This is a genomic window from Brevibacterium sp. NPDC049920, assembly GCF_040656435.1.
Taxonomy (GTDB): Bacteria; Actinomycetota; Actinomycetes; order Actinomycetales; family Brevibacteriaceae; genus Brevibacterium; species Brevibacterium pityocampae.
Genome location: NZ_JBFAMF010000012.1, coordinates 17,605 through 31,947, shown reverse-complemented (window position 1 = coordinate 31,947; position 14,343 = coordinate 17,605). Strand labels below are relative to the sequence as shown.

Genomic DNA, 14,343 nt, shown 5'->3' with positions numbered 1-14,343 from the left:
TTGGCGGGGTCATGTTCGGTCGAATACTCGCGAGTATTCGACCGAACATGACCACTCGACGGGATTAACTGACCACTCGACGGGAGAACGCCGTCAGACCCCTCGGCCGTGGGCTCTCAGGCGCACGGTCGCGAATGCGAAGACGAGCGAGAGCACGACGGTGCCGAGGGTCGTGATGCCGTAGGCGGTGGGCATCGGCAGGATCTGGGCGAGTCCGGCGAACACCGTCGACAGGATCGCGATGCCGAGCCCGATCCCCGTCTGCTGCGCCGTGGCGATGAGTCCGCCGGTGAGACCGGCCACCTCGTCGGGGACGGCGGTCATGACGACGGAGACGAGCGGACCGAGCATGAGCCCCTGACCTCCGCCGATGAGCACGGCGGCGACCATGAACCAGGCGGCGAACGGGCTGAGCCCGAGGAGCGCAATGAGGCCGACGCTCGCGAGCCCGCAGGCCTGGAGCACCGAGGCGAAGAGGAGGACGCGAGGTCCGCCGCGGGCCGGGCCTCCCGCGCGGGACACGAGGCGAGGGGCGATCGCCGAGCTCGTGACGAAGGCGAGTGCGAGGGTGAGGGTCGCGAGGCCCGATTCCAGCGGTGTGTAGCCGAGCCCGATCTGCGACAGGATCGCGAAGTTGTACATGAACCCACCGATCATGAGGAACAGCAGGCAGGACAGCGTGACGCCCAGGCGCACGCCGGGTTCGCGCATGACCCGGGCAGGGAGGATCGAGGGCTTCCCGGCGCGCTCCCGGCCGCGCGAATGGGGAACGAGCAGGCCGAGGCCGAGGGCGGCCGCCGCGAGCAGGACGGCCGAGCTGACGAGGGGGCCGGGTGGTGAGAGCGGGGAACCGAGGTCGATCCCCGCGCTGTTCGTGAGCCCGGCGATGAGCAGGAAGAGCGAGATGCCGAGGATGATCGAGCCGCGGAGGTCGAGTCCCATGGGGTTCGGGGAGCGGGTCTCGGTGAGATAGCGGGCGCCGACCCACGCGAAGATCGCGAGCACACCGACGCTGCCGAACGCTGCTCGCCACCCGAACTCCGGGCCGAAGCCGCTGTTGACGACGCCGCCGATCACCTGCCCGCCCACGGTGCCGCTGCCGGCGAAGACGCTGTAGAGGCCGACGGCGCGCAGACGCCGCTCGCCGGTGAGGATCGCCTGGATGCTCGACAGCACCTGCGGGGTGGTGGCCGCGGCCGCGCAGCCCTGGAGGAGGCGGGCGATGAGGAGGAGTTCGAGGTTCGGCGCGGCGGCGGTGAGGAACGCGGTGATCGCGAGGCCCGCAGTGCCGAGCTGGAACATCCGGCGGCGTCCGTAGCGGTCGCCCAATCGCCCGCTCATGATGAGCCCGGCGGCGAAGGTCGCCGAGTACGCCCCGATGACCAGGGAGGTGCGGGTCTCCGGGATCTCGAGCGAGTGCTGGATGCCCGGAGCCGAGATCGAGGCGACGGCGATCGTGTACGTCGCGAGGAACGTCACGACGTACAGCGGCCAGACCGTGGGCCGGTCAGAGGGCGGTGTGGGATTCACGGGACTTCGGCCCAGCACTCGGGGTCAGCGGTGTCCGACTGTGAGTTCACTCCGGGCGGTGCGGGGCGACGACGTCCTCGAACAGCCGCTCGGCGATCGGGGCGAAGTCGACATCGCCTTCGGTGTACCAGGTGTCCATGTCGGCGGTCGTGCCTCCGTCCTCGTAGCCGAGCTCCTCGACCACTCCGGTCCACTTGTCGAGGGACTCGCCCATGCGACCCTCGAAGTCATCGCCGAGCACCCCGCCCTCGACGACATCGGCCATGAGCTCGTCGTTCGTCTCGACGATGACCTCGGTCGCCTCGGGCCCGTACTCGGCGACCTCGCCGCCGTTCTCCTTGGCGCCCTTGACGCCGAGGTAGTTCGTGTCGACCGCGAGCGCGAGGCCCTCCTGCACGACCTGCTGGAGGGAGTCGAAGATGATCTGCTGGTACGGCAGCGGCAGCGACTGGTAGTTCATGCCGGCGGCGTAGGAGCCCCAGCCCTTCGGCATCCCCTCGTCGGTGGCGTAGCCGACGTGCGGCGCCACCTCGTGGAAGCCCGCCTGGACGGCGGCGTTGAACGGGGTGAAGCTGCAGTCGATGGTGTTGCGCTGGAGCGCCTCGTACGCCTCGACGTACTCGAGGGAGACGGGGGACGCCCCGAGCTTCTCGGCAAGGGTGGCGTGCGGGGCGGCCCCGATCCGCACCTGCCGGCCGTTGTAGTCCTGGAGGTCGGTGCCCGGTTCGGTGCACAGCGAGTAGTAGCCGTTGTTGGGCGTCGTCGGGAGCAGCGGGGTGAGGCCCTTGGACTCGAAGTCCTCGGTGATCTGATCGCTCTGCCACGCGAGGTCGGCGAGGACGGCGTTGGAGATCAGCTCGCCGACCATCGGCGACTGCGGGAGCGCGCCCGAGGCGGCGATGAGCCGGTCGTTGCCGGAGTACTCCGTGGGTTCGTACATCGGCTGGGTGTAGGAGATGTCGACGCGGCCGTCGGCCAATGCATCGTCGACCTCGGAGTAGCCGGCGATCGCCTGCCCCCAGACGACATCGAGGGTGATCTTGCCGCCCGAGCGCTCCTCGACCGCCTCGGCGAAGGCGATGTTCGACTTCGCGACGATCGACTCCGGCGATGCGGACGACGCCTGGAACACGAGCTCGACGGGGTCGAGGTCGGCGATCGCGGTGTCGACGTCCTCCTGCGAGGCGCCGAAGGCGTAGCCTTCTGCCTCGGATCCGCTCCCGCCGCCGTTCCCCGCCGAGCCGGCGCAGGCTCCGAGGACGAGCGACAGGGCCGCCGCGCTCGGGGCGAGTACGAGGGCACGGTTCTTCATGGTTCGCTTCATCGTCCACATCTCCTTCGATGCACGGCGCGGTGTCTTGATCTCGACCCGGTACTGACCGAGTGATCGTTAGGTATCACTTTACGTCAGTCGGGGAGAAGGTCAACCGGTGGCGGCGAATCCCGCTCGGGAGCAGACCGAGGCGGTGGGCTCGGGCGTGAATCGCCGACCGCTCCTCGACTACGGTTGCCGCATGAGGATCCTCGTGACCGGTTTCGAACCCTTCGGCGGTGACCAGGAGAACGCCAGCGAGCAGGTGGTGAAGCGCCTGCGGGAGCGCGCACTGTGCCCGGGCGTCGAGCTCGCGACGGCGATCCTGCCGTGCACCTGGGCCGGAGCGGGTCCCGCGCTCCTCGACGCGATCGCCGCCCACCGACCCGAGGTGATCCTCTCCCTCGGCGAGGCGGGTAGCCGCACCGCAGTCACACCGGAGCACCGTGCGCACAACCGGGGAGCCGGCCGCATCCCCGACAATGCGGGTGTCGTCCGCCCCGCCTCCCCGCTCGACGCGGGTCCCGAATGGCTCGAGACGCGCATCCATCCCGCTCCGCTGGCCGAGGCGATCCGGGCCGTCGGCGTCCCGGCTCAGGTCTCCGAGACCGCCGGGGCGTTCCTCTGCAACGCCGCTTTCCGCACGCTGCTGCGGGATACCGAGGTCCCAGGGACCTTTATCCACCTGCCCGCCGTGCGGAACCGGGGACGGGCCGGGGTGGGTGCGGAGACCGACGCGGGCGCAGCGGTGAAGGACTCGGGGCTCACCATCGACCAACTCGTCGATGGTGTCGAGGCCTCGATCCGGTGCGTGGCCGAGCAGCGGCGCGAGAGCGCATTGGACGACTGCTGACCGGTCGCGTGCGCCGTGTTTCGGGCACCTCGGCAGAGGAGCCGGGCACCTGGCACCGACACCAGTCGCCGACACTCGCCCCGATCGCTCACCATCCGGCCATCCTGGCCGCTCGAGAACCCGGCCGCTCAGCGAGTCGGGTCAGTGTGACCGCTCACTGCGTCGGGTCGAGCACGATCTTGCACACGCCCTCGGCTCGACTGTCCATGAGCGCATACCCCGTCGCGCATATTCGTGCGATGCGATGCGGCGCGCGGCGCGCAACTGTATCCAGAGCCCTTCACCAGGCAATCAGCTCCGTCCGGAGGAAGTCCAATACGGCCGCAAAGAACGGATCCGGTCACCCGGAATGTCATACGTCGATTCGCAACTCGGTCTCCCGGTCGAAGAAGTGGAGGCGTGACGGGTCGGTGCTGACACGGACGACATCACCCATTGCCGGCCGTGCATCCGACAGCAGCCGCGCGACGATCCGCTGTCCGTGACGTGAGTTCTCGCTCTGGCCGTGGATGAAGGCGTCGGCGCCGAGTTCCTCGATCAGCTCGATCCGCAGCGGCAGTCCACCTCCATCAACCTCCACAGCCAAGTGCTCGGGGCGGACGCCGATGATCACGTTCGCAGTGCCCGCCGACGCCGGCGCCGGCACTGCGCTCCCGCCGAGCAGCCGACCGAGGTCCTCCGGCGACAGGTCGAGCAGATTCATCGCGGGAGAGCCGATGAAGCCGGCGACGAAGGCATTCACCGGGCGTTCGTACAGCTCCCGGGGCGGGGCCACCTGATGCAGCCTCCCATCGCGCAGCACCGCGACTCGGTGGCCGAGCGTCATCGCTTCGGCCTGGTCATGGGTCACGTACACGGTCGTCGCCCCCAGGCGCTTCTGCAGAGCCGCGATCTGGGATCTCGTCTGCACGCGCAGAGTGGCATCCAGGTTCGACAGCGGCTCGTCCATGAGGAATGCCGTGGGCTCTCGCACGATCGCCCGCCCCATCGCCACCCGTTGACGCTGGCCGCCGGAGAGCTCCCGGGGCCGTCGGCGGAGGAGATCGCTCAGCTCGAGCAGTTCGGCCGCTTCGCTGACGCGGCGGCGGATCTCGTCCCTGGGCACCTTCGCCAGTTGCAGGGAGAAGCTCATGTTGTCCTCAACGGACTTGTGGGGATAGAGCGCGTAATTCTGGAACACCATCGCCAGGTCGCGATGTGCGGGCTCAACCCTGGTGACATCCTCTCCGTCGACCAGGACGGTGCCCGAGGTGGGGCGCTCGAGTCCAGCGAGGATGCGAAGCGCCGTTGATTTCCCGGATCCGGACGGCCCGACCAGTACGAGGAATTCACCCTCCTCGATGTCGAGGGTGAAACCATCGAGGGCCGGCTGCCTGTCCGCGGAATAGCGCAGGGTCACATCGTCGAAGAGAACAGAGCCCACCACATCCCCTTTCCCATGAGTCGAGTCGAAGCCGAGATTCCGAGTATCACCGCAGGTCGGATGAGATAGAACGTCGCGGCCGACACTCAACTTAAGCGGCGCGTGCCGGGCGATTCCAAATTTCATGTGCCTGCATGACGCGGCGTGACGCGGCGTGACGATTCTCATAACGACCATGGAGAAGCAGCCCCATAGTGAACCCGAAACCTGCCCGAGCGACCGAGAGATCTGGCTCTACGACGTCGCGGCACCGTGAGCACTTCCGCCTGCTCGAGGTGCTCATCCCCAGCGAGGAGGACGAGTGGCTGCATCCCTGCCTGTGCCCGAGTCGCTCGCCGGCGCCATCAGGCGCGCCGGTGAGAGCGCCCGTGGACGAGAGGTCGAGCGCGCCCTGCCCGTCGACGTGATCCGCTCGCTCGCGGACGAGGGGATCGGACGTCTGCGAATCCCTGCGGCCTTCGGAGGGTTCGGACTCGATTGGGTCCACACCACCGAAGTGCTGCTGGAGCTCGCTGCCCAGGACAGCAACATTCCGCAGGCGCTGCGCGGACATCTGGCGGTCCAGGAAGAAGTTCTCTGGCGGGGCGTCGATGGCGAGGCTGCCGCGAGCTGGCTGGAGCGCTTCCGGACGGGAGAGATCGCCGGAAATGCCTGGACGGAACCGGGTTCAGGCGGCTACAACCGCTCCGGCACGATCGTATCCCAGGGGCCGGAGGGGCCGGTGGTCAATGGCGTGAAGTACTACACGACCGGGTCGATCTTCGCCGATTGGCTCGACGTCACCGCGAGGGACGAGAACGGCAACGAGCTCGCAGTGCTGGTGCGAAGGAATCAGCCTGGAGTCCACATCGAGGATGACTGGACGGGCTTCGGTCAGCGGACCACCGGGTCCGGCACCGCCACCCTCACCGACGCGGAGGTCGCCGAGTACGAGGTGCGCCTGCTCGCGGACCGCTTCCCCTACCAGACTGCGCTGTACCAGCATGTCCTCCTCATCGTGCTCGCCGGCATCGCCGAGGCAGCCGCGCGAGATGTCGCCGAATCGCTGCTGACCAGGAGGCGGATCTACACACATGCCAACTCGACCTCACCCGCCTCCGACCCGCAGCTCCTGCAGGCGGTCGGTGAGGTGGACGCAACCGCAGCTCTGGCGCGGGCACAGGTGCTGGAGACCGCACGCGCGCTCGACGCCGCCTTCGCTGCACGCGGTGCTGATGAAGCAGCGCAGATCGCAGCGGCGAACGCCGCCGAACTGGCGACGGCGCGGGCACAGGTGGCCCTGCACAGGCCGGTGTTGGAAGCTGTGACGCGGATTTTCGACGCGCTCGGCGCATCCGGCGTCGACGGTGCGAAGGCGCTGGATCGTCACTGGCGCAACGCGCGCACTGTGACCAGCCACAACCCCTGGGTCTACAAAGCACGCATAGCCGGTGACCATCGCGTCAGCGGCACGGATCCTGTCCGCCTCTGGAGTGTGGGCGTACCTGAAGGAGCATCGAAATGACAGAGCACACTATCGCCCAGCGCTCGCACTGGAGCGGAGCGGCCTCTGCGGAGGAGATCGCCGCGTGGACCGCTGTCGCCGAGGACGTGGCGCACACCCTCGCTGCTGACGCTGTCGCCCGCGACCGTGCCAACCGGACCCCGCATTCGGAGGTTCACCTGCTCAAGGAGTCCGGGCTGGTGACCCTGCTGGAGCCCAAGGAGTTCGGCGGGGGAGGTGCCCACTGGGAGACGGCGTTCCTCGTCGTGCGGGTTCTCGCGCGCGCCGACGCCTCGATCGCCCAGGTCCTGGCCTACCACTACATCAACGCAGCCAACGTCGTCTTCAACATCGCGAACCCCGCCGACCGTGAGCGGTGGCACCGGGCGACGATCGAGGGCAGGTGGATCTGGGGCGATTCGGTCAACCCGACCGATCCCGATCTCGTCCTGGTCCCGGAGGCGAACGGATATCGCCTGACAGGGAAGAAGAGGTATTCGACGGGTTCGGCGGTCGGCGATGTTCTCCTCGTCAACGCCACCGTCTCCGAAGGGCCGAGAGCCGGGGAGGTCGGGGCCCTTGTCCTGGATCACGACCGGGACGGTGTGGAGTACGTGGACGACTGGGACTTCCTCGGCCAGCGGCTCTCGTCGTCGAACACCGTCATCTACCACGATGTGCGGGTTGAGGAATCCGACTTCCTCGGCTTCCTCGGGGAGGAGCCGTTCTCCACGCTCGTCACCCCGGGCATCCAGCTGGCTTTCGGCAACCTTTATCTGGGCATCGCGGAGGGAGCGCTGGAAACCGGGCGCAGTCTCACCAACAAGCGGCCCAACGCGTGGTTCCTGTCCTCGGCGGAGCAGTACCGGCACGACCCTTTCGTCCAGCGGCTCTACGGAGAGCTCAAGTCGCGCACAGCCGCGGTCTCCGCCCTGGCGGACAGGGTCAATCGACGATTCGACGAGGTCATCGGCCTGGGCCGGGAGGTGACCTCCGAGCAGCGTGGTGAACTGGCGATCGAGATCGCTGAACTCAAGGTCGTCTCCTCCGATGTCGCCACGGACCTGACGAACCGGATATTCGAGGCCACCGGCACCTCGAGCACCGCCTCGTCGATCGGGTTCGATCTCTTCTGGCGCAACATCCGCACGCACTCGCTGCACGACCCGGTCGACTACAAGAAGCTCGAGGTGGGCGCTCACTACCTCAACGGCGAGTTCCAGCCACTCTCGCTCTACACCTGACCACGAAGGAGCACATATGACGCAGACAGTCGACGTTTCCGCCTGGGGCACCGAGACCCACACCCCGTATGCAGCCGCCGACGATCGGTACTCCCGCTTCGGGTACCGTCGGGTCGGACGCAGCGGGCTGCTCCTGCCGCCCATCTCTCTGGGCCTGTGGTGGAACTTCGGTGACACGACCCCGTTCCAGACGCAGCGCGACATCATCCGGCACGCCTTCGACTCCGGGATCACGCACTTCGATCTCGCCAACAACTACGGGCCGCCCGCCGGCGCGGCGGAGGAGAACTTCGGACGCGTCCTGGCGAAGGATCTTAGACCCTACCGAGACGAGCTCAGCATCTCCTCGAAGGCCGGCTGGGACCAGTGGCGCGGGCCCTACGGGAATTTCGGCTCGCGCGGCTACCTGCTGTCCAGCCTGGACGAGTCGCTGCACCGCCTCGGACTCGATCACGTGGACATCTTCTACTCCCACCGGGTGGACCCGGAGACTCCGCTGGAGGAGACGATCGGCGCTCTCGACGCCGCTGTGCGCTCCGGAAAGGCGCGCTATGTCGGGATCTCCTCGTACTCGGCGGAGCGAACTGCCCAAGCCGCGGCTATCGCAGCCGAGCTCGGAACACCGCTGACCATCCACCAGCCGGCCTACTCGATGCTCAACCGCTGGGTCGAGGACGGGTTGCTCGACGTCCTCGAAGAGACGGGACTCGGGTCGATCGCCTTCACCCCTCTGGCGCAGGGGCTGCTCACGGACAAGTACCTGAAGGACCCCCATGCCGAGCCTGCCGGGGGGCGCACCTCGCTGCCCGCTCACCACCTCAGCGAGGACAATCTCGACCGCCTGCGCAGACTCGCTGAGGTCGCTCGGCGGCGTGGGCAGACTCTGGCCCAGCTCGCGATCGCCTGGCTGCTCCGCGACGGTGGAGTGACCTCCGTACTGCTGGGGGCCTCATCCACTGCGCAGCTCGACGAGAACCTCGGAGCGCTGTCCTCGACGTCCTTCAGCAGCGAGGAGCTCGCCGAGATCGACGAGATCACCCGGGGCGAGGCCGGCATCAACATCTGGTCGGTCTCCTCGGACCTGTGATCCCCACTACGCTACGGCAGGCCGCCGGCCCGCCGACCGCATTCCTGACCCCCTGGAGGTCCGACGTGTCCCGCTCCCCCCTCATTCTCTCCGCCTTTCTCATGAACACCACGAGCCACATCATCGGCGGCGCGTGGCGCCGTCCCGAGGCGCAGCAGCATCGGTTCAACGAGCTGCAGCACTGGGTGTCGCTCGTGCAGCGGCTCGAGAGCTCCGGATTCGATATCGCCTTCTTCGCTGATGTCGTCGGGCTCTACGGCGACCACGAGGGCGGATGGGCGTCTCATGTTCGCCGGGGGCTGCAGATCCCGGCGAACGACCCTCTCGTGCTCATCTCCGCGCTCGCGGCGGTGACCGATCGGATCGGACTGGCGCTCACTTCGTCAGTCATCCAGGCGCACCCCTTCGCCTTCGCCCGCCAGCTCTCCACCCTCGACCACCTCTCCGGAGGGCGCGTGGGCTGGAATGTGGTGACGAGCGCCTCGGAGAACGCCCACCGGAACTTCGGGAGCGACGGACTGGCCGAGCACGACGACCGCTACGACTGGGCGGAGGAGTACCTCGAGGTCTGCTACAAGCTCTGGGAGGGCTCGTGGGAGGACGGTGCGCTGGTGCAGGACAAGCACCTGGAGCACGACCGAGGACGCGGCCTGCACGGGGATCCGGACAAGGTGGCCAAGATCGAGCACACTGGCGCCCGCTACCGGGTCGAGGGCCCTCATCTCTCGGCGCCCTCGCCGCAGCGCACGCCGTTCCTGTTCCAGGCTGGGTCCTCGTCCCGCGGTCGGGACGTCGCTGCCCGACATGCCGAGGCCACCTTCTCCATGGCGCCGCGGCGCGACATCGCGGCTGCACATGCGAAGGACGTCAGGGAGCGTGCCGCACGGGCCGGGCGCCGGCCCGAGGACGTCAAGTTCATCCAGGGACTCTCCTTCGTGGTCGGTTCGACGGAAGCCGAGGCGAGGGCTCGGGCGGAGGACCTCGACAACTCGCTCGACATCCACGCCCTCATCGCGCACACCGCGGGCAGCCTGGGGGTCGACGTGGGTCACCTGCCGATCGACGCCCCGCTGGATGATCTCGAGCACACCGAGGGTGCCCAGGGACACCTCTCGGAGCTCAGAGCGATGGCACCCAACGGGCGCGTCACCCTGCGCGACCTCGCCCACTTCCGTGCCCATGCGACCAGGATCGTCGGCACGCCCGATCAGATCGCCGATGAGCTCGAAGCCTGGCAGGACGCGGGGATCGATGGGATCAATGTCATCAACTCGACGATCCCGGGCAGCTACGACGAGTTCATCGATCACGTCCTGCCCGTTCTGCGCAGCCGTGGACTCGCCCGCACCGCGGAGGAGGAGCAGACCCGCCGCCCGACGAGCCTGCGCGCGCGTGTGACGGGGGCCGACCGGCTTCCCGACTCCCATCCGGCGGCTGCCTACCGAGGCGCCTTCGGCCACCTCAGCGCGACTTCCACCGAAACCCCGAAGCAGCAGCTCCTCGCAGGCCGAGGACTCTGACGCACCCGACGAAAGGACATGCCCCATGAGCAGCACACGATCGGCCCCCGGCCGCCTGAAATTCCTCGCCGCCGGCGTCGTGGCCGCGCTGACGCTCTCCGCGTGCGGCAGCGCCAGCGCCGCCGAGGGTGATGCCTTCGCGGGCGAATACGAGGGCGAGGAGCTCAACCTCCTCCTCAATGCCTCCCACGAGGGCGCGGGTGCCTGGTTGGCCGAGAGCTTCGAGAAGGAGACCGGCGTGACGATCAACGTCACCACCGTCCCCTACGACGAGATCGCCTCGACGCTCACCCTCGATCAGCAGTCCGGAGCGAACGTCTACGATGTGTCGGCTCCGTGGTACGTCTCGCTCGGCGACCTTGCCGCTGACGGCAGCATCCAACCGCTCACGGAGTTCGTCGAGGGATCGCCGGACCTCGACGTCGACGACTTCATCCCGTCCATCTGGCAGCCGTATGCCCACGTCGGCGAGGAGATCTACGGGGTGCCCTTCGACGGGGACATCCACGCGCTCTTCTACAACACGGAGATCCTCGAGCGGAACGGCTTCGATGCGCCTCCTGCCACGTGGGACGAGTACGCCGAGCAGGTTCAGACCATCACGGAGAACGAGGGGGACGAGGGAGTCTACGGGGCTGCCGTCTTCGGCGAGCAGTCGCCGCTCATCCTCGGGGCGAGCTTCGCCAACCGCCTGGCCGGCTTCGGAGGCGAATTCCTCGACGATTCCGGTGCCCCCGCCATCAACTCGGCAGAAGCCGTGTCAGCCCTGGAGGCGTTGGAGGAGACCTGGGACGACGCTCTGCCCACCCCGGCGGAGACGGACTTCGGTGCCGGCAACTCGGCGTGGTTCGCCGGCAAGGTCGCCTTCATTGAGAACTGGACAGACCTGGGCGTGCGGTCGCAGGATCCCGAATCCGGCTCCGAGGTGGTCGACAAGTGGGGTGTGACGTACCTGCCCCGCGGAGCCGAGGGAGAGAAGCCGCGCGCCTCGCTCGTGGCGGGCTTCAGCTGGGTGGTGGCGGGCAATTCCGAGAAGACCGACCTCGCCCAGCAGTTCATCCAGTGGGCGGCATCCTCCGAGGTCAACTCCGAACTCCTCACGGCGCTGCCGCCCACCGGGATCGATCCGAATCGAGTCTCCTCTCTGGAGGACACGACCTATGGCGAAGAATTCCCCGAGCTCCAGGAGGTCAACAGGTCGACGCTCGACGGGGCATTGGCATGGCCCACAGGTGAGAACGCCACTGAGGCCGCACAGATCCTCACCGATGAGATCGCCGCTCACCTGTCGGGTCAGCGAGGCTCGGCCCAGGAGACCCTTGATGGTGTCCAGGCAGAGTGGGAGAGGCTCCTTGGCGACTGATCTTCACCCGCACACCGAGCCGCGGGTCACCGGCGTCCCATCGGAACCCGCTGGTGAGAGGTCGTCCAGGCCCTGCCGCCGAGTGCCCGCGCGCGTGCATCGAGCGATCTTCGTCAGCCCCAGCGTGCTCGTGCTGGTGGTACTGGCGGCGTATCCCCTGGTGTTCATCGCCTCGGCGGCCTTCACCGAGTCGAGCCTGGGCCGACCGTTCCAGGAGTTCGTCGGCACCGCGAACTTCGAGGCAGCCCTCGCCTCTGCGGATGTTCGCACCTCGCTCGCCCTTGGCACGGGTTATGCCATCGGGGTTGCTGTTGCGAGCACGGTGCTCGGGACATTGACCGCTATAGCGCTGTGGCGCTCGCTGTGGGCGGGAGCATTCGTGCGGACCGTGCTGCTGCTGCCGATGATCGTCCCGCCGGTGGTGGTCGGCATCCTCTTCAGCTTCATCTTCAGCCCTTCCGGTGGCCTCCTCCACACCCTTGTTCAGCACTTCACTCCGTGGTCGGGCACGTTCGCAGTTCTGTCCGATACGACGTGGGCGGTCTTCGGAGTGGCTCTGGCCGACGTCTGGGAGTGGACACCCCTCGTCGTGCTGCTGGTGTTCACCGCACTGCTCGGCCAGGACCCGCACGTGACCGAGGCGGCACGACTAGACGGCGCCACCGGCCTGCGCCTGTTCCGCCACATCACCCTGCCCGCGATCGCGGGCACGATCGCCGCCGCGTTCCTCATCCGCCTCATTCTCGCCTTCAAGGTCTTCGACTTGGTCTACGTCATGACCTCTGGCGGTCCGGGCTCCTCCACTCTGGTGCCCGCATACCTGATCTGGCGAACCGCGCTGCGCGGCTTCGACGTCGGCATGGCGGCCACCGTCACGCTGCTGCTGGCAGTCGTGGTCACCGTCGTCACGCTTCCCATCTTCCTGATCGTCAGGAGGCTTCGCGATGTCTGAGGCTGTGCAGGAAGCCGGGCTGAAGGGGGTTCTCTTCAGCCGGAGCCGCCGACGGCGCTCGGCAGGAGCAGCCCGCTGGCAGTCATGGGTCGGGGGCGGTTGGGTGATCCTCAGCGTCCTCGTCGTGCTCGTCCCGCTGCTCTACCTCGTGTCGATCTCTTTCATGACACAGGGGCAGATCGCCGCAGGCATCCTCGTTCCGACCGAACCCGCAGCGGGCAACTGGAAGAGAGCGTTGGATTCCGCAGTGCCGCGCGGCGTACTCAACTCGCTGCTCGCCAGCGTCTCGGGAGCGCTGCTGACGCTGGCGCTCGCTCTCCCCGGGGCCTGGGCGATGGCGCGGTTCAGAACCGGGGGAGTGCTGCTGAGCGGGCTCATCCTCAGCCCGTGGCTGCTGCCGCCGATCGTGGCGATCATCCCGCTGCTCACCCTGCTGCGTGTTCTCGGGCTGACGAACAGCCTGCCCGGCTTGATTCTGGTGTATGCGCTGATGAATGTGCCGGTGGCCATCTGGCTGCTGGACGGGTTCATCCGGCGCCTTCCTGTCGAGATCGAGGAGGCCGGGCGGCTCGACGGCGCGGGGGAATGGCAGCTGCTGCTGCGGATCGTCACGCCGATGCTCGTGCCTGCGCTCATCGCCGTCGGGGTGATCGTGGCGATCCTCAACTACAACGAGCTCCTGTTCGCCACCTTCCTCACCCAGAGCGAGGACGTGCAGACGGTTCCGGTCCTGCTGGCAGGAATGCTCAGCGAGCGGGTGCAGGACTTCGGGCGGATCGCCGCCTCGTCGCTGTTGGCGGTTGTTCCGGTGTTCACCATCGCGGTACTGCTGCAGCGCTACCTGATCGAGGGCCTCACCTCCGGTGCGATGAAATGAGCCGCTCCAGAGTCGAACGATCCGCTTCAGAACTGTCGACTCGCGCGCGGAGGCGACGTTGTGGTTGAGGCGGAAGAGAGTCATGCACGCCTGCATCGAGTAGCACGCGACTGACGGCGAGGTGCTCGGCTTCGCTCTGACCTCACTGCCGATCGTCATCCCTCCAGGCAGGGCTATTCCCGGAAGGGTTCGAGTCATAGAATCTTCGGGTGCATTTCAACCAAGTACAACACGCGGTTGGCCGCCTACGCGGTGGTGGTTAACGACGCCAATGAGATCCTGCTGACCTGGTTCAACGGAGGAGCGGCGGGATTCCATCCGGGCTGGTCGCTGCCCGGGGTCGGTGTGGAGTTCGACGAGGACATCGAAAGTGCTGCCGTGCGCGAGGCCCACGAGGAGACGGGGTACCTCGTCGAGCTCGGCTCTCTGTTGGCGATGCATCACTTCACCGCGCCATTCAGCCGGCGCACCGGGCGCCCTTTCCGGGCGCAGCGCTTCATCTTCGACGCCACCATCGTCGGCGGGCACCTGGGCGCCATCGAGGAGGGCGGGACCATCGAGTTCGCGCGCTGGGTTGCCCGGCCCGATTTTCCGCTCCACGATGGCGTTGCTCACTCGAAGGAGCAGGGAGAGTCGCTCGCTCCTTCTTTTCCCCTCCAGCCAATGCGCAATCCCTGACGCCCAGGTGGCCGGCCCTGA

12 protein-coding genes are annotated in these 14,343 nt (G+C 67.6%); 9 read left to right on the top strand and 3 right to left on the bottom strand.

Annotated elements, in window-relative coordinates; all coding sequences use genetic code 11:
• Positions 1-93: 93 nt before the first annotated feature.
• Together AB0I45_RS11890 and AB0I45_RS11885 are read right to left on the bottom strand one after the other, a co-directional pair.
• Positions 94-1,530, bottom strand: coding sequence for an MFS transporter (locus AB0I45_RS11890; RefSeq protein WP_247618531.1), 1,437 nt, complete (start codon positions 1,528-1,530; stop codon positions 94-96).
• A 46-nt stretch (positions 1,531-1,576) separates the two neighbouring features.
• On the bottom strand, positions 1,577-2,854 hold the full coding sequence (locus AB0I45_RS11885; protein WP_345031502.1) for a C4-dicarboxylate ABC transporter substrate-binding protein: 1,278 nt from the start codon (positions 2,852-2,854) through the stop codon (positions 1,577-1,579).
• A gap of 190 nt (positions 2,855-3,044) precedes the next feature.
• On the opposite strand from AB0I45_RS11885, the gene AB0I45_RS11880 reads away from it, so the two are divergent.
• Positions 3,045-3,695 carry a pyroglutamyl-peptidase I gene (locus AB0I45_RS11880; protein ID WP_247618529.1) on the top strand — a complete coding sequence of 217 codons (651 nt, stop codon included), beginning with the start codon at positions 3,045-3,047 and terminating at the stop codon, positions 3,693-3,695.
• Positions 3,696-4,047: 352 nt separating this feature from the next.
• On the opposite strand, the gene ugpC is transcribed toward AB0I45_RS11880, so the two are convergent.
• Entirely contained in the window at positions 4,048-5,118 is a 1,071-nt protein-coding gene (ugpC, locus tag AB0I45_RS11875; protein ID WP_247618528.1) for a sn-glycerol-3-phosphate ABC transporter ATP-binding protein UgpC, read from the bottom strand.
• A gap of 301 nt (positions 5,119-5,419) precedes the next feature.
• On the opposite strand from ugpC, the gene AB0I45_RS11870 reads away from it, so the two are divergent.
• From AB0I45_RS11870 to AB0I45_RS11835, 8 genes are all read left to right on the top strand, one after another.
• Positions 5,420-6,622 (top strand): acyl-CoA dehydrogenase family protein, encoded by a 1,203-nt coding sequence (locus AB0I45_RS11870; protein WP_247618527.1) that lies wholly within the window; start codon positions 5,420-5,422, stop codon positions 6,620-6,622.
• Positions 6,619-7,845, top strand: a complete 1,227-nt coding sequence (locus AB0I45_RS11865) for an acyl-CoA dehydrogenase family protein (protein ID WP_247618526.1) — start codon at positions 6,619-6,621, stop codon at positions 7,843-7,845. Before AB0I45_RS11870 ends, AB0I45_RS11865 begins: the two co-directional genes overlap by 4 nt.
• 16 nt (positions 7,846-7,861) lie before the next feature.
• Positions 7,862-8,932 (top strand): aldo/keto reductase, encoded by a 1,071-nt coding sequence (locus AB0I45_RS11860; protein ID WP_247618525.1) that lies wholly within the window; start codon positions 7,862-7,864, stop codon positions 8,930-8,932.
• Between the two features lie 65 nt (positions 8,933-8,997).
• Positions 8,998-10,452 (top strand): NtaA/DmoA family FMN-dependent monooxygenase, encoded by a 1,455-nt coding sequence (locus tag AB0I45_RS11855; RefSeq protein ID WP_265809048.1) that lies wholly within the window; start codon positions 8,998-9,000, stop codon positions 10,450-10,452.
• A 25-nt stretch (positions 10,453-10,477) separates the two neighbouring features.
• Complete coding sequence (locus tag AB0I45_RS11850; protein WP_101652808.1) at positions 10,478-11,815, top strand: sugar ABC transporter substrate-binding protein; 1,338 nt, start codon at positions 10,478-10,480, stop codon at positions 11,813-11,815.
• 94 nt (positions 11,816-11,909) lie between these two features.
• Positions 11,910-12,767 (top strand): sugar ABC transporter permease, encoded by an 858-nt coding sequence (locus AB0I45_RS11845; protein ID WP_245873654.1) that lies wholly within the window; start codon positions 11,910-11,912, stop codon positions 12,765-12,767.
• Entirely contained in the window at positions 12,760-13,644 is an 885-nt protein-coding gene (locus AB0I45_RS11840) for a carbohydrate ABC transporter permease (protein ID WP_101652806.1), read from the top strand. Before AB0I45_RS11845 ends, AB0I45_RS11840 begins: the two co-directional genes overlap by 8 nt.
• A 237-nt stretch (positions 13,645-13,881) precedes the next feature.
• The gene (locus tag AB0I45_RS11835; protein ID WP_247618522.1) at positions 13,882-14,322 is read left to right on the top strand and encodes an NUDIX domain-containing protein; all 441 of its coding nucleotides are present in this window, start codon (positions 13,882-13,884) and stop codon (positions 14,320-14,322) included.
• The last annotated feature ends 21 nt before the right edge of the window (positions 14,323-14,343 follow it).